This window comes from Stenotrophomonas sp. YAU14A_MKIMI4_1, from assembly GCF_003086855.1.
Classification (GTDB): domain Bacteria; phylum Pseudomonadota; class Gammaproteobacteria; order Xanthomonadales; family Xanthomonadaceae; genus Stenotrophomonas.
Genome location: NZ_CP025998.1, coordinates 1,085,820 through 1,104,578 on the forward strand (window position 1 = coordinate 1,085,820; position 18,759 = coordinate 1,104,578).

Here is an 18,759-nt window from a genome sequence, read left to right on the forward strand (position 1 = left end):
GCTGCGGCCGGCACGCGCGAAGCGCTGATTCTGCAGGGGCACGGCATCGCCTCAGCAGCCGCTGGAAAAACCCCCGCTGTTGCAGCGGCAATTTCCTACATACAACCCGCGCCGTGCAGGCAAGTCTGTGCGTGCCGGTTCCGTGGGATCGGTTGGGATTGGCGTCCCACAATCAACTCTGGCGCAGCACCGGCGCACGTCACGGACGGCGTGCCTGGCTGTTGCGAACCACTGTCTGTGGTGGGCGATGTGTGGGGATCATGACGGTCCGCCGGTCAGTCCAGAGTTGTCCGGTACGCCAACCCGCATCGCCCGCCGCCCGTCCGCACCTCGTCGCGGACGTGTCGGTTGCGCCTGCTCGGGGGCAGTGCGCAGCGCGCCTGGGGAGTGGCGGCGGGCGGTGCATCTACGGCACTAGGGCAGCAGCTGACGCGCGATGCGGAAGATGTCACTGACGGCATACAGGCCATCGTGTCGTGCCAGATGGGCATTGTCCGGGCCGTGCGCAATGCCGCTGGCCAGCAGGCGGAACTGGTGGGCCGGGTCGGGTTGCTGCTGCAGACCGTACAAGGCGTGGCGGTCCACGTAGTCGCGGCCGTCGTTCAGGCGTTCACCGCGGGCGACGATGCCCTGCAGCTGTTCCCATGCCAGCGGCGTGTCCTGCGCAATGTCGTAGAACTCCACGATGGGCGCATCGCCGTTGATCTTCAGCACATGGAAGGCGTGGTGGCGTCCGGCCACCTGCATGCCCACGACATCGCCAGCGCGCCAGGCGGTATTCGCCTTCGGAACCGACGGGCGCCGCGCCGGCAGCAACGGCGCGCTGCGCAGCAACGCTTCAATCTCAGCGCTGCGCCGGTGGAAGGTATTGTTCAATGCCACCGCCGCATTCAGGGCCGCGATGGCCGTGATCGCATCGTCGGTCAGCCGCGCATCGGCGAAGCCCTGCCGGTGCAGGCACAGGGCCAGTGCCAGCGCAGTCTTGTGCACGTACAGCGGCGCAACCTCGGCTGGGGCGGCGTGCAGGATGCAGTTCCAGCGCACCAGCACGGTGTCGATCACCTCGGCGCCGATCTGCGCCTGCGCGCGCTCAGCCGCCTGCGGCCCCAGCCGTGCCCAGTGCGCGCAGCGCTTTACGTCGCTGTCGATCGCTTCGACCAGATTGGCCGCGGCAAGAAGCTTCAGTACGTCCGGGTGTTTGATCGCCATGCGCCTACGCGTGCTCGCTACGGCCGCACAGTTTATCCAGCGCGGAACAAATGCTCGACCAGATAGTCGATGAACACCCGCAGGCGCGCGCTGGGTTGGCGGTTGCCCGGCCACAGCAGTGAGAACTGGCCCTGCTGGTGCGGCAGTGCCGGCAGCACGTCCAGCAGGCGGCCATCGGCCAGCGCGTCGGCAGCCAGGAAGTCCGGCATCCAGGCCGCGCCCATGCCGCCGATGGTGGCCGCCAATACCGCTTCCATGTTGTTGCAGGTCATGCCAGTGACCATCGCGGCGGCAGCGTCGCCGGCATGGCCGGGCAGCGTCCACGGTTGCAGCTTGCCGCTGCTGGGCACGCGGAAGCGCACCGCAGGCAGGTGCTGCAGGTCGGTCGGCTGCTGGGCAGCTGCGCGTGCCTGCAGCAACTGCGGCGATGCGCAGACGATGAAGTGGAAGCTGCCCAGCGTGCGTGCCATCAGGCTGGAATCGGCCAGCGCACCGCTGCGGATCACCGCATCCAGACCTTCGTCGACCACGTCCACCAGGCGGTCGCTGAAATCCAGTTCCAGCTGCACCTGCGGGTAGCGCTGCTGGAAGCCGGGCAGTACCGGCAGCAGGAAGCGATAGCCGATGGTCGGCAGGCCGATGCGCAGCAGGCCGCGCGGCGCGTGCTGGCGCTGGGCGAGATCGGCCTGCGCGTCGGCCAGTTCATCCAGCGCGCGTCGGCAGCGCTGCAGCAGCAGCTCGCCTTCATCGGTCAGATGCAGGCGCCGGGTGGTGCGATGGAACAGGCGGGTGCCCAGTTCCTGTTCCAGCCGGGCAATGCGCTTGCCCACCGCCGAAGCCGTCAAGCCCAGGGCGCGCGCGGCGCCAACGATGCTGCCGGCTTCGGCGGTGCGGACAAAGGCGAGCAGGGCGGAAATAGAGTCCATTTCATGATGATTACGGAATGATTGGATGCAATCAACGTCCTTGCAGCGTGTTTTTCCCGTGGCGGCGGATGCCCATCATCACGGCCCTTCGAAGAAGGAGCACCGCATGGCTTCATGTTCCACCCAGGATGTTCCCGCTGCTGAAGGTCGTGGCGCGCTGCTGGCCGTGTGCCTGGCCGCGCTCGCGTTGCCGCTGGCGTTTTCCGCCGGCGCGGTGGTGGTGCCATCGCTGCAGTCTGGTCCTGACGATTCGCCGCTGGCACTGGCCTGGGTGACCAATGCCTTCATGCTGACCTTTGGCGGGCTGCTGCTGGCCGCCGGTGCGCTGGCGGATCGCTTCGGGCGGCGTCGCCTGTTCCTGGCCGGAACCGCGGGCTTTGCCGTGACCACCGCCGCGGTGTGCATGGCGCCCGATCTGCTGTGGCTGGACATCGCGCGTGGTCTGCAGGGCGTGGCGGCGGCGGCCGCGCTGGCGGCGGGCACGGCCGCGCTGGCCGATGCGTGGCGCGGTCCCGGCCGTGCACGCGCCTTCGCCCTGTTGGGCACCACCTTCGGTGCCGGCCTGGCGCTGGGGCCGCTGCTGGCCGGTGCGCTGCTGCACCTGCTGGGCTGGCGCAGCGTGTTCGCCACCAGCGGTGTGCTGGCCCTGCTGGCCTGCCTGCTGGGTACGCGCGTGCTGCGCGAAAGCCACGGCGACCGCGTGCGGCTGGATGGGGTCGGCATGCTGCTCTTCAGCCTGATGTTGGCCAGCCTGACCCTGGCGCTGCTGTGGCTCGGCGAATACGGCAGCGGCGCGCCGTGCGTGTGGGTGGCGTTGGCGGCCTGCGCGCTGCTGGCGGTGCTGTTCGTGCGCCAGCAGCGGCGCCAGCGTTCGCCGCTGCTGGACCTGTCGCTGTTTTCGCAGCGCGCCTTCGTAGGCGTGCAGCTGCTGCCGGTCGCTACCTGTTTCGGCTACGTGGTGCTGCTGGTGTTGTTGCCACTGCAGCTGCTGGGCGTGCACGGGCAGGGCACGGGCATCGTCGGCCTGCAGATGCTGGCATTGTCGGCACCCCTGCTGGTGCTGCCGATGCTGGCCGCCCGCTGGGCACAGCATGTCGGCAGCACGCTGCTGTGCACGCTGGGGCTGCTGCTGTGCGCGCAGGGCCTGTGGTGGCTGTCGCGGCACGCTGCAACACCGGTGCCGATGCAGTGGATTGCGCCCTTGCTGTTGATCGGTGCGGGTGCGGCGCTGCCCTGGGGATTGATGGACGGTCTGTCGGTCAGCGTGGTACCGGTGCAGCGCGCCGGCATGGCGGCCGGCATGTTCGGCACCGTGCGGGTGGCCGGCGAGGGCATTGCGTTGGCTGCGGTCACCGCGCTGCTGGCCGGACTGATCGGCCGGCACCTGCCCAGCGCCTGGCCGGAAGCCACGGCGTCGGCAGCGATGTATCTGGCCAGTGGTGACCTGGAAGCCGCGCAGGCGTGGTTTCCACACGCCACCGTGACCGAGCTGCAGCAGGCCAGCGGCCAGGCACTGGCGATGCTGCTGCGGACGCTGTCGGGGCTGACGCTGGCGTGCGCACTGCTGTTGCAGATACTGCTGGGGCGCAGTGACGGCGTGCGCGGCCGCATGTCCGGCCACGCGTGAGCCCCCGCCGCTGTCATCGTGGTGTCGCCGGGGACTCACGCGGCCTATGCCGCAATGGGTCTAGGGTTGATCGTCCCCGTCCCCCACGGAGACCTGCCATGTGGCTGCTCGATCATCTCTGGCCCAGCCGCCGACCACTGCCGACGCCGATGGCGGTTGATCCGCCGTTGCCACCCCGTCGGCCTTGGCTCAAGCGTCCCGCGCGGGCAGGGCGCAGTGGCATGGCGCCGTGGCAGAAGATCGGCCCGCCAGCGCGCCGAAGCCGTCACTGAGCCTCGGTGCCGGAGGTCCGGTCGGCCGGATGGTTCACGCCATCGTTTGTCGGAATCAACCCCAACGCGAAGGGATCGATGCCTTCCAGACAGGCCACGTTGTAGCCGAACTGGTCCGGGTTGGAACGGCGCCGGTGGTGGGTGTAGATGCCACACACGCCACAGAAGTAGTGCTCGGCCACGTGGGTGTTGAACTGGTACAGGCGAAGGTGGGCGTGCCCGCGCAGCACCTGCAGGCCCTGCCGGGTCACGCTGGCCACGATGGCGCCGCGGCGCCGGCACATGGAGCAGTCGCAGCGGCGTGGATCGACGATGCCCTCGGGCAGCTCCAGCTGTAGCTCGACCGTGCCGCAATGGCAGGTGGCGCGGTGCTGCGCCTGCACCGGAACCCCGGCGACCGATGTGATGCCCATGCATGCTCCCTGCACTGTGGTCAGGCCGCCAGTATGCGCTTGCTGAACGCGTTGTAGATGCCAGGGTCAGGTCGCTTGTGGCTAACTAGGCCGCCCCCGCAAGCGACAGGATGCCCGTGAGAGCCGCAGGACGTTGGATGACAGGATGTGCCATGGCGCTGCTGGCGCTGTGGGTGGCCGGCCTGCTGGCCTACCAGTTGCCCGGGCCGGGCTGGCTGTCGGCGGCCGTGGCCGTGCTGTGGCTGGCGCTGGCCGGCTTCACTGCCTGGCGGGTGGCACGGGGCCGCAGCCCGCGCCGCTGGACAGCCGCGGTGACCGCCTGCCTGGGTCTGGCCGGGCTGGGCTGGCTGCTGCTGACCCCGCGCCAGGACCGCGACTGGGCCGATGATGTGGCCCAGCGCCTGCACGTGGCCTCCTTCGACGGCCGCCATGTGGTGCTGGACAACGTGCGCGACTTCACCTGGCGCAGCGAAACCGACTACGACGCGCGCTGGGTGCAGCGCAGCTATGATCTGGACCAGCTGCGCTCGGCCGATCTGGTGCTGTCGTACTGGATGGGCCCGGCCATCGCTCACACGCTGGTGTCGTTCGGCTTCGACGATGGGCGCTACCTGGTGTTCTCGCTGGAAATCCGCAAGGAACGCGGCGAGGCGTTTTCGGCCATCGGCGGTTTCTTCCGCCGCTTTGAAATGACCCTGGTGGCGTCGGAGGAAACCGACATCCTGCGCACCCGCACCAATGCGCGCGGCGAGGATGTGTACCTGTACCGGCTGCACGGCATGGACCGCGTACAGCTGAAAACCCTGTTCGCCGCCTATCTGGACGAGGCGCGCAAACTGGATGAGAAGCCGGCCTTCTACAACACGCTGACCAGCAACTGCACCACCATCGTGTTCGACCTGGCCCGACATATCGCGCCGGGTCTGCCGCTGGACTACCGCCTGTTGTTGTCGGGCTACCTGGCTGAGTACGCGCAGCAGGTGGGCGCGTTGACCCCGGGCGTGCCCTTCAGCGAACTGCACGCGAAGGGGCGCATCACCCAGCGTGCGCTGCAGATGGCGCCGGGGCAGGACTTTTCCCGGGTGATCCGCCAGGGCGTGCCGGGTACCGGCCAGGACGAACAGCCATGAGCCTGCGCGCGATGATGGGCGTGGGCCGCCTGCTGCCGGCCGTGCTGGCCACGGTCCTGCTGCTGGGCAGCAGTGGCTGCGCGATGGTGACGGTGAAGCAGGTCGCGTCCAGCGACTCGCTGGTGAACAAGCGTTCGGATGTGCTGAACACCGGCAAGCTCAGCCCGGCTTCGCGAGAAACGCTGAGTGCGGCCGGTCTGGACGAAGCGCAGTGCGAAAAGGATTTCCTGGTCTGCCGCAGCACCTTGCTGATGACCGACGACCTGAACGTCGAGCAGCGGTTGTCCACGTTGTCCGAACTGTGGGTGAAGGCCGCGCTGGCGCTGACCCCGAAGAAGCACGTGCAGGGCGAACCGCCGATGAGCGATGCCGCGCTGGATGCCTGGTTGGAAGCGGCGCGCTACGGCTATGCCTATCTGTTCCACAGCGGTCGCTCGCCCTCGGATCGCGCGTTCGAGGATCGCCAGACCCAGGTGCGCGATTACTACAACTACGCCGCCGAGAAAGCGGCAGTGGTGCTGTTCACCCGTGCGCGCGCGGCGGCGCTGGCCGGTGAGGACTACACCCAGCCGTTGTCGGCCGGCAGTTGGACGCTGGCCTCGAACTATGGCCAGCTGCAGCTGAAGAGCATTCCCGCGCAGCTGGTGCCGGCCGGCTCGGTCAGCTTCGTCGGCCTGCGCAGCACCTACCGCCGTGATGGCTTCGGTGCCGAACTGGTGATGGTGATGGACCCGCCGAAGCTGGTGGCGCCGGTGATCGCCGGCGACGGCCCGAAGGTGCAGGGCAGCGACAGCGGCGCTGGAGCATCGACGCCCCGCCGCGGGCGCGATGCCGACGTGCCGGTGTTCAGCGAGATGTCGGCGATCAACGTGACCGCGCTGCTGCGCTTCCAGGGTGAAACGCTGGACGATGTGATGCGCACGCGGCGGGTGGAGCTGGATGCCTATTCGCCGGAAGCCACCGAACGCATCACCCTGCACGGCGAAAGCGTGCCGCTGGCCGGTAACTTCACCGCTGCCTATGGCCTGTGGCTGGCGCAGAGCGGCTTTGCCACGCAGTCGCTGCGTACCCTGTTCGGCCTGAGCGAAGGCATCGGCGAACCGCACATCTACCTGATGCAGCCGTGGGACCCGAACCGCCGCATCATCTTCATGCTGCACGGCCTGGCCAGCAGCCCGGAAGCCTGGGTGAACCTGGCCAACGAGATCATGGGCGACCCCGAGCTGCGCAGCCAGTTCCAGGTGTGGCAGGTCTACTACCCGACCAATGCGCCGATTGCACTGAACCGCTACGAGATCGCCACCGCATTCAACGATACGTTGAAGCATTTCGACCCGCAGGGCAGCGCGCCGGCGTCGAAGGACATGGTCTACATCGGCCACAGCATGGGCGGCGTGCTGGCGCGGCTGCTGGTCAGCGATTCCGGTGAAGTGCTGTGGGACGATCTGCTGGCCAGCTATGAACTGAAGGGCGAACGCCTCAAGCGCGTGCAGGCCAAGCTGGGCCCGCTGCTGCACTTCAAGGCGCAGCCCAATGTCGAGCGCGCGATCTTCATTGCCGCTCCCCACCAGGGCACCGATATTGCCGGCAACAAGCTGGGCCGGCTGATTGGCCGGCTGGTGCGGTTGCCGCTGACCATCCTGGGCAAGTTCGAAGACGTGTTCCTGGCCTTGGCGCAGGCCGAGCAGCAGGTCGATGGCACCGCCAAGCCGAAGATTCCCAACAGCATCGACAACCTGAAGGCCAGCGACCCGTTCGTGAAGGCCGCCGCGCACCTGCCGATCGAGGCGGGCCTGAAGTACCACTCGATCATTGCCCAGCGCAAACCGGAACTGCCGTTGCAGCAGTCCGACGATGGGCTGGTGCCCTACTGGAGCGCGCACCTGCCGGGCGCGCTGTCGGAAAAGGTGATCATTTCCGGCCACAGCGTGCAGGAAACACCGCAGGCGGTGCTGGAAGTGCGGCGCATCCTGCACCAGGACATCGATGACGTGGGGGCTGTTGTTCGACCTTGATTGTCGGGGTCAGAGCCGTTCTCTGCGAGAACGGATCCGACCCCGGGGTCGGATCCCTTTCCATGGGAAAGGGCTCTGACCCCAGGCGCGCCTACACCCGCCGCGCAACCACGGTAGCGAACACGGCCAGGCCGACGGTGATCGCCAGGCACAGCACATAGCCGGTGTGCGGCGCGCTTTCCACGAACAGGGCGAACAGGGCACCGGACACGGCCAGCGCCGTGGCCACGCACAGTGCTTCGCTCAACTGCAGCGCGGAACTGTTGCGGCCCTGTTCCTGCGGCGCTGACAGCGACAGGGTGAGCACCGACAGGCTGGCGTAGATCAGGCCCATGCCGAAACCGGTCAGGGCCCAGCCTGCCAGCGCCAGCAGCAGCGGCACCGCGTTGAACAGCACCGCCAGGGTGGCGGCGATGCCCACGCTCATCAGTACCGTGCCCACCCGCAGCAGGCGCTGGCGCGACCAGCCGCGCTGCTGGTGGCCCTGCAGCCACGAACCGGCGAACCAGCCCAGCGCACCCAGGCTGAGCACCGCACCGGCCCAACTGGGCGAGAGCCCGCGCTCGCGTTGCAGCAGCAGCGGCAGGTACGCCTCGCAGGCGAAGAAGGCCGATGCGGCGACGCCGCGCAGCGCGATCACGCTGGGCAGGCCGCGGCGCAGTGCCAGGGTGCCGTTGGGCAACAGCCTGCGCGCACACCACAGCAATGCGATCACCGCCACGATCATGCAGGCCGCGGCCACGCCGCCGTGCTGCTGGCCGCCCACGTACAACAACAGGGCAGCCAACGCCGCGCCGCCCGCCCAGCGCACGCGGTCGTCCGGCTGCTCCGCGGCCGCAGGGGCTGAAACGCGCGCCGGACCGGCCAGGGCCGGCCGCAGCATCAGCGCCGCCGGCACCGCCAGCAATGGCACCAGCAGGAATACCCAGCGCCAGCCCAGGTGCTGCACGATCAAGCCACTGATCGCCGGTCCCACCAGCGACGGCACGACCCAGCCGGCGGAAAACGCGGCGAACACTTTCGGCCGCAGCGTTTCGGAATAGTGGCGGCCGACCATCACATACAGCGCCACCGAGATGGCGCCGCTGCCCAGCCCCTGCAGCAGGCGGCCAGCCACCAGCATGCCCATGCGCGTGGCCAGCCCGGCCAGCAGCAGGCCCAGCAGGAAGCTGGCCAAGCCCCACCACAGCGGGCGGGCGGGGCCGTCGCGGTCGGCCCAGCGTCCGGCCACGGTCATGCCGACCACGCTGGTGGCCAGCGTTCCGCCAAAGGCCAGTGCATACAGGCGCAGGCCGTCCAGCGCCTCGGCCACGGTGGGCATGGCCGCTGCCACCGCCAGCGCCTCGAAGGCCAGCAATGCAACCAGTACCACCATGCCCACGGTGGTGGCGCGGTGGGTAGGGGACAGAATGGAATCGGCCACGGGCGCTTGCGCCATGGCCGCAGGGGAGTTGGTGTTCATCGGCAAACGATAGCAGTGCGGCGCTTGTGTTCACGCTGCGGAAGCGCCAGCATCGCACCTGAACCAAGGTTGAGGTCAAGCGATGGCGGAATCGGAACTGGCGGTGGGCGAGGTGGCGCGACGCAGCGGCGTGGCGGTGTCGGCGCTGCACTTCTACGAGCGCAAGGGGCTGATCAGCAGCCTGCGCACCGCGGGCAACCAGCGCCGCTACGCGCGTGATGTGCTGCGCCGGCTGGCGGTCATTCGCGTGGCGCAGCGGGTGGGCATGCCGTTGGAAGCGGTGGCGCGCGCGTTCGAGACCCTGCCCCAGGGGCGCGCGCCGACCAAGGCCGATTGGGCACGACTGTCGGCGCGCTGGCAGCAGGAGCTGGAAGAACGCATCCACATGCTGCAACTGCTGCGCGATGAACTGACCGGCTGCATCGGCTGCGGTTGCCTGTCGTTGAAGCGCTGCCGGCTGGCCAACCCGGACGATGTGTTGGGCCAGCGCGGCGATGGCCCCATGCGCTGGGGCTGATCCGTTGCTGGCAGCGCCTACCAGACAGTGAGCGTCTGGCCGCTCTGGATGCCTTCCACCGCGCGCTGGAACGCCAGCGCGGCGCGCTGCGCGGTCACCGCTTCAAAGCCCGGGAAGTACGGCCCGTAGGCCTCCATCGATTCCACCAGCACGTTCGGGCTGACCACGTTGATGCGCAGCCCGCGCGGCAGCAGTTCCAGCGCAGCAGCGCGAACGAAGCCTTCCAGCGCCTGGTTCACCGCGGTCGCGTTGGCGCCGTCGCGGATCGGCTGCGCGCTGACGATGCCGCTGGTCAGCGTGATGGAACCGCCTGCGGGCAGGTGATGCTGGGCGGCCAGTGCCAGACGCACCTGGCCCAGCAGCTTGTCCTGCAGGCCGCTGTTGAACTGGGCGGCGGTCATGCTCTGCAGCGGGCCGAAGTGCAGCTTGCCGGCGGTGGAGATCACCGCATCCAGGGGGCCGCTCTGCGCGAACAGCTCGGCCACGCTGCGGTCATCGGTCAGGTCCACGCGCAGGCTGCCGCTGTTGCGGCCGGCGGTGATGATCTGGTGCTGCTGGCCCAGGTGGCGGGCGACGGCCTAGCCCAGCGTACCGCTGGCGCCGACGAGCAGGATCTTCATGGCGACTCCAAGGCGAAGAGGTGAGGCGGCCAGTCTGCGCCGGGATCCATGGGTTTGGTAAGGTGGAAAAGGTTCGCTGATTGCTAATCAGGAGTTTGTAATGGATCTGTTGCGCTGCATGCAGGCGTTCGTGGCCGTAGCCGACCATGGCAGCTTTTCCGCCGCCGCCGAACACCTGCAGGTCTCGGCGGTGATGGTGGGCAAATACATCCAGCAGCTGGAGGCGCACCTGGGCAGTGCGCTGCTGCAGCGGAACACCCGCCGCCAGCGGCTGACCGACGCCGGCGTTACCTATCTGGCCGCCTGCCGCCAGGTGCTGGAGCAGGTGCTGCAGGCCGAGGCCGACGTGGCGGGCCTGCAGCGGCAGCCGCGTGGCCTGCTGCGCATCAGCGCGCCCACCACCTGGGGCAGCTGCGTGCTGGCGCCCCTGCTGGCTGGTCTGCTGCGCGCACAGCCGGAACTGAACATCGAGCTGGACCTGAGCAACCGCCGCGTGGACCTGATCGAAGACGGCTTCGATGCGGCGATCCGGGTCGGCCCGCTGCCGTCACAGGAACTGGTGGCGCGCCCGTTGCCGCCGTATGCGATGAGCCTGTGCGCGGCACCGGCCTATCTGCGCCGTCGCGGCACACCGCGCACGCCGGCCGATCTGGCCGGGCATGACTGCCTGAGCCACCTGGCCTGGCGCGGCGGCCATGGCTGGCAGCTGGCCAACGGCGAACAGGTGGACTGGGAAGCGCGCTTGAGCAGCAATGATGGCCTGGCCTTGCGCGAGGCCGCAGTGGCCGGCGCGGGCCTGGTCCTGCAGCCGACGGCGCTGCTGGCTGCGGAGATCGCCGCGGGGCGGCTGAAGCCGGTGCTGCGCGACTATCTTCCCGAGCCACGGCCGATGCACCTGATCTATCTGCCCGACCGCAGGCCCAGGCCGCGATTGCAGTGCTTCGTGGAGTACGTGATGGAACAGCTGGGGTAGTTCAGGGTCAGGGGTCAGAGCCCTTTGCTGGCGCAAAGGGATCTGACCCCACATCCACGCACCTTGGGCTCAATCGTTGGCGGCAGACAATTCCCGCCCACGTTGCTGTGCGGCGCGCAGTGCCTTGCCTACCAGCTGTTCAAACCCATCGGCCTGGAAGCTTTCGATCGCCGCCTGGGTGGTGCCGTTGGGCGAGGTGACCCGGCGCCGCAGTTCGGCCGGGCTCTCGCCGGCTTCGTCCAGCATGCGCGAGGCGCCCAGCAGGGTCTGCACCACCAGCGTGCGCGCGGCATCGGCTGGCAGGCCCTGGGCAATGCCGGCCGCTTCCATCGCTTCTGCAAGCAGGAACACATAGGCCGGGCCGCTGCCGGAGACGGCGGTGACCGAATCCATCAGCGCTTCATCGTCGATCCACACCGTGCGCCCGGCGCTGGCCAGGACCTGGTCGGCCTGGGCCTGCTGCTGCGCGCTGACCGCGGCGGTGGCAAACAGGCCGGTCACGCCGGCGCCGAGCAGGGCAGGGGTGTTGGGCATCGCACGCACCACCGGCAGGGCGCCGCCCAGCCAGCGCTGCAGCTGCGTGCTGGTGATGCCGGCGGCGATCGATACGACCAACGGTTGTTGCTGCTGTGCCAGCGCCTGCAGGCTCTGGCAGACCCCGCGCAGTACCTGCGGCTTCACCGCCAGCAGCCACACGCTGCCCTGTGCCGCCGCATCGGCGGCGTTGTCGTGGGTCTGCACGCCGAAATCATCGGCCAGTGCCTGCCGCAGTTCAGCGACCGGTTCGACCACGTGAATGAGCGCAGGTGCCGTGCCCTGGCGGATCAGCCCGGCGATCAGGCTGCGCGCCATGTTGCCGCCGCCGATGAAGGTGATGGATGCCGCTGCCATGGAACAGTTCTCCTTGCGAATCAGGCCGGGCGCGGGCGCGCGCCGAACAGGGCGGTGCCGATGCGCACCAGGGTGGCGCCTTCGGCGATGGCTTCGGCGTAGTCGCCGCTCATGCCCATCGACAGGGTGTCCACGTGCGGGTGGCCGGCGGCCAGTGTCTCGAAAAGTGTGCGCATGCGCACGAAAGCTTCACGGCGGCGCGCGGCGTCGGGCCACGGCGCGGGAATGGCCATCAGCCCGCGCAGGCGCAGCGACGGTTCGGCGGCGATGGCCTGGGCCAGCGCATCCACCTGTTGCGGCGCGCAGCCGTGCTTGCTGCCTTCATCGTCGATGTTGACCTGGATGAGCACGTTCAGCGGCTCGCGCCCGGCGGGGCGATGGCGGGCCAGCGCGGTCACCAGCTTGGCCCGGTCCACGCTCTGTACCCAGTCGAAATGCGCCGCCACGGCCTCGGCCTTGTTCGACTGCAGGTGGCCGATCAGGTGCCATTCCAGCCGCAGGTCCTGCAGCGCCTGCATCTTGGCCAGGGCTTCCTGCACGTAGTTCTCGCCGAAGGCCTGCTGGCCCTGCGCGGCCAGCGCGGCCACGGCCTGTGCCGGCTGAGTCTTGGAAACGGCCAGCAGGCGCGGCGGTGGCCGCCCGGCGGCCTCGGCGGCGTTGTGCAGGTTGCTCAGGATTTCGGGCAGGGGAGTGGGCACGTAACGCGTTCCGGTGTGACAGGAGGCTATACTGCCGCCCGGGGAAAGATCCTTCCAGTCGCAGCCGTTATTGGGGAGTAGCCGCTCATGGATATCGCCGAACTGTTGGCGTTTTCCGTAAAGAACAAAGCGTCCGACCTGCACCTGTCCGCAGGCCTGCCGCCGATGATCCGCGTGGACGGCGATGTTCGCCGGATCAACATTCCAGCCCTGGACCACAAGCAGGTCCACGCGCTGGTGTACGACATCATGTCCGACAAGCAGCGCCGCGATTATGAGGAATTCCTCGAGGTGGACTTCTCCTTCGAGATTCCGTCGCTGGCGCGCTTCCGTGTCAATGCCTTCAACCAGAACCGTGGTGCCGGTGCGGTGTTCCGTACCATTCCCTCGGAAGTGCTGACCCTGGAAGACCTGGCTTGCCCGGCGCTGTTCCGCGAAGTGATCCAGCAGCCGCAGGGCCTGATCCTGGTGACCGGCCCGACCGGTTCGGGCAAGTCGACCACGCTGGCGGCGATGATCGACCATATCAACAAGAACGAATACGGCCATATCCTCACCGTCGAGGATCCGATCGAATTCGTGCACACCTCGCAGAAGTGCCTGATCAACCAGCGCGAAGTGCACCGCGATACGCATGGCTTCAACGAAGCACTGCGCTCGGCGCTGCGTGAAGATCCGGACATCATCCTGGTGGGCGAACTTCGCGACCTGGAAACCATCCGCCTGGCGCTGACCGCTGCGGAAACCGGTCACCTGGTGTTCGGCACGCTGCATACCAGTTCGGCGGCCAAGACCATCGACCGTATCATCGACGTGTTCCCGGCCGGCGAAAAGCCGATGGTGCGCTCGATGCTGTCCGAATCGCTGCGCGCCGTCATTTCGCAGGCGCTGCTGAAGAAGGTGGGCGGTGGCCGTACCGCGGCGTGGGAAATCATGGTCGGCACCCCGGCCATCCGCAACCTGATCCGCGAAGACAAGGTCGCGCAGATGTACTCGGCCATCCAGACCGGCCAGCAGTACGGCATGATGACCCTGGACCAGCATCTGCAGGACCTGGTCAAGCGCAGCCTGATCACCCGCAACCAGGCGCGCGAGTACGCCAAGGACAAGCGTCTGTTCGAGTAAGGACGGCTTCGGCGCGGCGGCCCGCACAGGCGTGGTCGCCGCATTGATGTTCCGCCATCGACCGATCTCTGGCACATGCCCATTGGGAGCCCGCCATGAACAGCACCGCCAGCACCATCGATTTCACTTCGTTCCTCAAGCTGATGGCGCACCAGCGCGCCTCCGACCTGTTCATCACCGCCGGCATGCCGCCGGCGATCAAGGTGAACGGCAAGATCTCGCCCATCACCCAGACACCGCTGACCCCGCAGCAGAGCCGCGACCTGGTGCTGAACGTGATGACGCCGGCGCAGCGCGAGGAGTTCGAAAAGACCCACGAGTGCAACTTCGCCATCGGCCTGGCCGGGGTGGGGCGCTTCCGTGTCAGCTGCTTCTACCAGCGCAACCAGGTGGGCATGGTGCTGCGTCGCATCGAGACGCGCATTCCCACCGTGGAAGAACTGAGCCTGCCGCCGATCATCAAGACGCTGGCGATGACCAAGCGCGGCATCATCCTGTTCGTGGGCGCCACCGGTACCGGTAAATCCACCTCGCTGGCAGCGATGATCGGCTACCGCAACCAGAACTCCACCGGCCACATCATCACCATCGAAGACCCGATCGAATTCGTGCACAAGCACGAAGGCTGCATCATCACCCAGCGCGAAGTGGGCATCGATACCGACAGCTGGGAAGCGGCGCTGAAGAACACCCTGCGCCAGGCGCCGGACGTGATCATGATCGGCGAAGTGCGCACCCGCGAAGGCATGGACCACGCCATTGCCTTCGCCGAAACCGGCCACCTGGTGCTGTGCACGCTGCACGCCAACAACGCCAACCAGGCGATGGACCGCATCATCAACTTCTTCCCGGAAGACCGCCGCAACCAGTTGCTGATGGACCTGTCGCTGAACCTGAAGGGCGTGGTTGCGCAGCAGCTGGTGCCATCGCCGGACGGTCGCTCGCGCAAGGTCGCCATGGAAATCCTGCTGGGCACGCCGCTGGTGCAGGACTACATCCGCGATGGCGAGATCCACAAGCTGAAGGAGCTGATGAAGGAATCGGTCCAGCTGGGCATGAAGACCTTCGACCAGAGTCTGTTCGAGCTGTACCAGGCCGGCGAGATCAGCTACGAGGACGCACTGCGCTACGCCGACTCGCAGAACGAAGTACGCCTGCGCATCAAGCTGAGCCAGGGCGGCGACGCACGCACGCTGTCGCAGGGTCTGGACGGGGTGGAGATTTCCGAGGTTCGTTGAGCGCCAAGCGCGTAGAGTCGAGCTTGCTCGACTGATGTTCGGCGCAGTCGAGCAAGCTAGACTCTACCGGGGCGGGCAGTCGAGCAAGCTCGACTCTACCGGGGGGTTCTGCGATAGTCGCGCGGTCACCGCGTTCGCGGGACAGGGGGAGCCGGCACCGCGCCGGCGCGACAACAACAGGTTTGCACATGGAATTGCACGACCCGTACCGTGCGCCGGCGGCTGCGCCTGCGCGCCCGCCGGTGCTGCCGGCCACTGCGGCGCCCGCGCCGACGCCGCTGGCCAGCCAGACCGCGTCCACCGCGGCGGTCTACTATTCGCCGCCCACCATGAAGATCGTCGCACTGTCCCTGTCCACCCTGGGCGTGTACCCGATGTATTGGTTCTGGCGGAACTGGCGGGCGATCAAGCGCGAGAGCGGGGGCGAACAATGGCCCTGGGCACGCGCGCTGTTCTCACCCATCTGGGCGTACTTCTGCTTCCGCGAACTGCAGGCCGTGGCCGAGAACCGGCGGCGCATCCTGGCGTTCACCCCGGGCATGCTGACGGTGTTCTACATCCTGCTGTGCCTGGTTGGCCAGGTACGCGGCGGGGTAGGGCTGCTCTCGGTGCTGGCGTTCATGCCATTGCTGCCGATCAACAGCCTGCTGCGCCGCTACCACCAGGATGAGCGGGTGGACATGCAGCAGATGGACCGCTTCGGCGGCTGGCATATCCTGCTGCTGATCGTTGGCGGCAGCGTGCTGCTGCTGGCACTGGTGTTCGGGGTGATGCTGGCCGGTCGTCGGTTCTGATACCGATTGATGAATTCCAGTCATGACTGACTGCCATCCAGGCCGTTCAATCCGACGGCCTGGCAGGCGTATCGTCGTCGTTCCCCCTTTCAGAGACACGACGATGCAGACACGTGAACTCGGCCGCAGTGGATTGAAGGTTTCCACGCTGGGCCTGGGCTGCATGGGCCTGAGCCACAGCTACGGCACACCTGTTGCGCAGGAGCAGGGCATTGCCCTGCTGCACGCGGCGGTCGAACGCGGCGTGACCTTCTTCGATACCGCCGAAGTGTATGGTCCGTACACCAACGAAGAGCTGGTCGGGCAGGCGCTGGCGCCGTACCGCGACCAGCTGGTGATCGCCACCAAGTTCGGCTTCAAACAGGCGCGCACCGATACCGGCCTGGACAGCCGCCCGGAGAACATCCGTGCGGTGGCCGAAGCCAGCCTGAAGCGCCTGCGCACCGATCGCATCGACCTGTTCTACCAGCACCGCGTGGACCCGAACGTGCCGATCGAGGACGTGGCCGGTACCGTGGGCGAGCTGATTGCCGAAGGCAAGGTGCTGCACTTCGGCCTGTCCGAAGCCAGCGCGGCCACCGTGCGCCGTGCGCACGCGGTGCAGCCGGTGGCGGCGGTGCAAAGCGAGTACTCGCTGTGGTGGCGTGAACCCGAGCATGAGCTGCTGCCCACGCTGCAGGAACTGGGCATCGGCTTCGTGCCGTTCAGCCCGCTCGGCCGTGGTTTCCTGACCGGTGCGATCACCGCTGACACCACCTTTGCCGAGAACGACTTCCGTAACACCGTGCCGCGTTTCGAAGTGGAAGCGCGCCGTGCGAACCAGGCCCTGGTGGACCGCATCAGCACCCTGGCCGCGGCCCGTGGGGCAACTCCGGCGCAGGTGGCGCTGGCCTGGTTGCTGGCGCAGGCACCGTGGATCGTGCCGATTCCCGGCACCACCAAGGTGCACCGCCTGGAAGAGAACCTGGCCGCTGCGGACCTGCAGTTGTCGCCGCAGGAACTGCAGCACATCGCCCAGATACTGGACGAAGTGGCGATCGTCGGCGAGCGCTACAACGCGCAGCGCGCGGCACAGGCCAAGGGCTGACCTGATCTGCGGTGGATGCGGACCGGTGGTCGTCGGTGCGGACCGTTGGTGGTGGGTGCGGACAGTTGGTGGTGGGTGCGGACCGTTGGTCCGCACTCCTTCAGCGTTCACCCCATCGGCCCGCGCAGCGCGTCCAGCACGGTGCGCATGGCCACGCTGACATGGCGGCGTGACGGGTAGTAGGCGTAATAGCCGTCGAACGTGGGGCACCAGTCATCCAGCGTCGACTGCAGGCGTCCGTCGTCCAGCATGGCCTGCACCTGGTCTTCGGGCAGCCAGGCCAGGCCGCTGCCGGCCAGCGCGGCGGTGCGGGTCATGCCCATGGTGTTGAAGGTCCATTGCCCGGACACCCGCACGCTGAGCTCGCCGCCGTCGCGGCCGAAATCCCAGGGCATCAGACCGCCATGGGTGGGCAGGCGCAGGGTGATGCAGTTGTGCGCGGCCAGATCGTGGGGGTGCACCGGCGCCACGTGCTGGCGGAAGTACGCCGGTGCGCCGACCACGCGCATGCGCAGCGGTGGGCTGATCGGCACGGCGACCATGTCGCGGGCCAGGCGTTCACCCAGCCGGATGCCGATGTCGTAGCGCTCGGCGACGATGTCGGCCAGGCCGTAATCGGTGGTCAGTTCGACGTTCAGGTCCGGGTGCTGCTGCAGCAGCGGCGCCAGCCGGGGCCAGGCCAGGTATTCGGCGGCGTGGCCGGTGGCGTTGATGCGGATGGTGCCGGCCGGGCGTTCGCGGTACTGGGCCAGGGCGGCCAGTTCATCTTCGATTTCCGCCAGCCGTGGGGCCAGTGACTGCAGCAGGCGCGCACCGGCTTCGGTGGTGGACACGCTGCGGGTGGTGCGGGTGAGCAGGCGCACGCCCAGGCGTTCTTCCAGCCCGCGCATGGCATGGCTCAGTGCGGACTGGGACACGCCCAGCTGTGCGGCGGCGCGGGTGAAGCTGCCCTCGCGGGCGACGTGGACGAAGGCCTGCAGGTCATTGAGGTTTTCACGGGGCATGAGGGGATGATACGGCCGGGCTGCGCCCGGCACCTGCCGAAGCAACGTCAACGTCAACGTCAACGTCAACGTCAAAAGCGGGCTATCCGTGGGCGGGCGGGGTGGCTCAGGTTGCGGGGGACGGCGCAAGTACGTCCATGTAGCCTCGGTCGCGCCATCCATGGCGCTCACGCCCCCGCAACCTGAGCCACCCCGCCTTCGACAGTTTCCCGCGGTCTGTCGGAACGGCATCGGGGTCGGATCCCGTTGCTGCGCAACGGGCTCCGATCCCTTGGTAGTGGGGTTGTCGATTTGTGGCGGTGTGGTTCGTCGAATCAATGACGTTCAACAGGAGCTGCACATGAGTACTGACACCCCGCGGAAAGGCCCGGCCTCGTATTTCCCTTCCATCGAAAAAACCTACGGTCAGCCCGTGGCGCACTGGCTGGGACTGTTGGCCAAGCAGCCGGGCCTGAAGCACATGGAACTGGTCAGCTACCTGAAGGCCGAGCACGGCATGGGCCACGGCCACGCCAACGCCCTGGTCGCCCACCATCTCAAAGCCGCGCGCTGACCCCCGCTTCAGCGAGCGAAGCGACCCGCTTCTGCTTTTTCTTTTTTCTTTCACGTGGCTGGACGGCACACGGAACCTGTCAGAGGCCGGGCGGGATGGGTTCGCGGGGGTGTCCGCGGCATGGATGCCGCGGCCAAGCCCCCATGGGTGAGGGCGCTTTGCTTGCGAAGCACTGCTTCGCAAGCGCCCGAACGCACAGCCGCCA

At 67.8% G+C, this 18,759-nt stretch carries 17 protein-coding genes and 1 pseudogene; 10 read left to right on the forward strand and 8 right to left on the reverse strand.

All coding sequences use genetic code 11. The annotated features are described in order from the left end of the window. Positions 1–414: 414 nt before the first annotated feature. Together C1931_RS04935 and C1931_RS04940 are read right to left on the reverse strand one after the other, a co-directional pair. Positions 415–1,209 carry a hypothetical protein gene (locus C1931_RS04935; RefSeq protein WP_108755566.1) on the reverse strand — a complete coding sequence of 265 codons (795 nt, stop codon included), beginning with the start codon at positions 1,207–1,209 and terminating at the stop codon, positions 415–417. 32 nt (positions 1,210–1,241) lie between these two features. After that, on the reverse strand, positions 1,242–2,135 hold the full coding sequence (locus C1931_RS04940; protein WP_108755567.1) for a LysR family transcriptional regulator: 894 nt from the start codon (positions 2,133–2,135) through the stop codon (positions 1,242–1,244). A gap of 106 nt (positions 2,136–2,241) precedes the next feature. Between C1931_RS04940 and C1931_RS04945 the strand changes: the two genes are divergently transcribed. Continuing rightward, the gene (locus tag C1931_RS04945) at positions 2,242–3,762 is read left to right on the forward strand and encodes an MFS transporter (protein WP_108755568.1); all 1,521 of its coding nucleotides are present in this window, start codon (positions 2,242–2,244) and stop codon (positions 3,760–3,762) included. 265 nt (positions 3,763–4,027) lie between these two features. Here the strand turns inward: C1931_RS04945 and C1931_RS04950 are convergent, their stop codons facing one another. Then, positions 4,028–4,447: a GFA family protein gene (locus C1931_RS04950; protein WP_108755569.1), complete on the reverse strand. Its 420-nt coding sequence runs from the start codon at positions 4,445–4,447 to the stop codon at positions 4,028–4,030. Between the two features lie 152 nt (positions 4,448–4,599). Between C1931_RS04950 and C1931_RS04955 the strand changes: the two genes are divergently transcribed. Both C1931_RS04955 and C1931_RS04960 read left to right on the forward strand, forming a co-directional pair. Then, positions 4,600–5,577 carry a DUF4105 domain-containing protein gene (locus C1931_RS04955; protein ID WP_108755570.1) on the forward strand — a complete coding sequence of 326 codons (978 nt, stop codon included), beginning with the start codon at positions 4,600–4,602 and terminating at the stop codon, positions 5,575–5,577. Then, on the forward strand, positions 5,574–7,592 hold the full coding sequence (locus C1931_RS04960; protein WP_108755571.1) for a hypothetical protein: 2,019 nt from the start codon (positions 5,574–5,576) through the stop codon (positions 7,590–7,592). Before C1931_RS04955 ends, C1931_RS04960 begins: the two co-directional genes overlap by 4 nt. 91 nt (positions 7,593–7,683) lie before the next feature. Here C1931_RS04960 and C1931_RS04965 read toward each other — a convergent pair whose 3' ends face one another. Then, complete coding sequence (locus C1931_RS04965; protein ID WP_108755572.1) at positions 7,684–9,054, reverse strand: MFS transporter; 1,371 nt, start codon at positions 9,052–9,054, stop codon at positions 7,684–7,686. 82 nt (positions 9,055–9,136) lie between these two features. Between C1931_RS04965 and soxR the strand changes: the two genes are divergently transcribed. Continuing rightward, complete coding sequence (gene soxR, locus C1931_RS04970) at positions 9,137–9,571, forward strand: redox-sensitive transcriptional activator SoxR (protein ID WP_108748775.1); 435 nt, start codon at positions 9,137–9,139, stop codon at positions 9,569–9,571. 17 nt (positions 9,572–9,588) lie between these two features. On the opposite strand, the pseudogene C1931_RS04975 reads toward soxR, so the two are convergent. Continuing rightward, a pseudogene (locus C1931_RS04975) lies at positions 9,589–10,191 on the reverse strand (short chain dehydrogenase). Between the two features lie 100 nt (positions 10,192–10,291). Between C1931_RS04975 and C1931_RS04980 the strand changes: the two are divergent. Beyond that, on the forward strand, positions 10,292–11,164 hold the full coding sequence (locus C1931_RS04980; RefSeq protein WP_108748777.1) for a LysR family transcriptional regulator: 873 nt from the start codon (positions 10,292–10,294) through the stop codon (positions 11,162–11,164). 69 nt (positions 11,165–11,233) lie between these two features. Here the strand turns inward: C1931_RS04980 and proC are convergent, their stop codons facing one another. After that, a complete protein-coding gene (gene proC / locus C1931_RS04985) occupies positions 11,234–12,055 on the reverse strand; it encodes a pyrroline-5-carboxylate reductase (protein WP_108755573.1) in 822 nt (273 codons plus the stop codon). A gap of 20 nt (positions 12,056–12,075) precedes the next feature. Further along, on the reverse strand, positions 12,076–12,753 hold the full coding sequence (locus C1931_RS04990; protein WP_108755574.1) for a YggS family pyridoxal phosphate-dependent enzyme: 678 nt from the start codon (positions 12,751–12,753) through the stop codon (positions 12,076–12,078). Between the two features lie 87 nt (positions 12,754–12,840). On the opposite strand from C1931_RS04990, the gene C1931_RS04995 reads away from it, so the two are divergent. The 4 genes from C1931_RS04995 (at position 12,841) to C1931_RS05010 (ending at position 16,997) form a co-directional block, all read left to right on the forward strand. Beyond that, the gene (locus tag C1931_RS04995) at positions 12,841–13,878 is read left to right on the forward strand and encodes a type IV pilus twitching motility protein PilT (RefSeq protein ID WP_108755575.1); all 1,038 of its coding nucleotides are present in this window, start codon (positions 12,841–12,843) and stop codon (positions 13,876–13,878) included. Between the two features lie 95 nt (positions 13,879–13,973). After that, positions 13,974–15,116 carry a PilT/PilU family type 4a pilus ATPase gene (locus tag C1931_RS05000; RefSeq protein ID WP_108748781.1) on the forward strand — a complete coding sequence of 381 codons (1,143 nt, stop codon included), beginning with the start codon at positions 13,974–13,976 and terminating at the stop codon, positions 15,114–15,116. 188 nt (positions 15,117–15,304) lie between these two features. Then, positions 15,305–15,910, forward strand: coding sequence for a hypothetical protein (locus C1931_RS05005; protein WP_108755576.1), 606 nt, complete (start codon positions 15,305–15,307; stop codon positions 15,908–15,910). Positions 15,911–16,013: 103 nt separating this feature from the next. Further along, entirely contained in the window at positions 16,014–16,997 is a 984-nt protein-coding gene (locus C1931_RS05010; RefSeq protein ID WP_108755577.1) for an aldo/keto reductase, read from the forward strand. Between the two features lie 107 nt (positions 16,998–17,104). Here C1931_RS05010 and C1931_RS05015 read toward each other — a convergent pair whose 3' ends face one another. Further along, on the reverse strand, positions 17,105–18,001 hold the full coding sequence (locus C1931_RS05015; RefSeq protein WP_108748785.1) for a LysR family transcriptional regulator: 897 nt from the start codon (positions 17,999–18,001) through the stop codon (positions 17,105–17,107). Positions 18,002–18,341: 340 nt separating this feature from the next. Between C1931_RS05015 and C1931_RS05020 the strand changes: the two genes are divergently transcribed. After that, on the forward strand, positions 18,342–18,554 hold the full coding sequence (locus C1931_RS05020; RefSeq protein WP_108755578.1) for a DUF4287 domain-containing protein: 213 nt from the start codon (positions 18,342–18,344) through the stop codon (positions 18,552–18,554). The last annotated feature ends 205 nt before the right edge of the window (positions 18,555–18,759 follow it).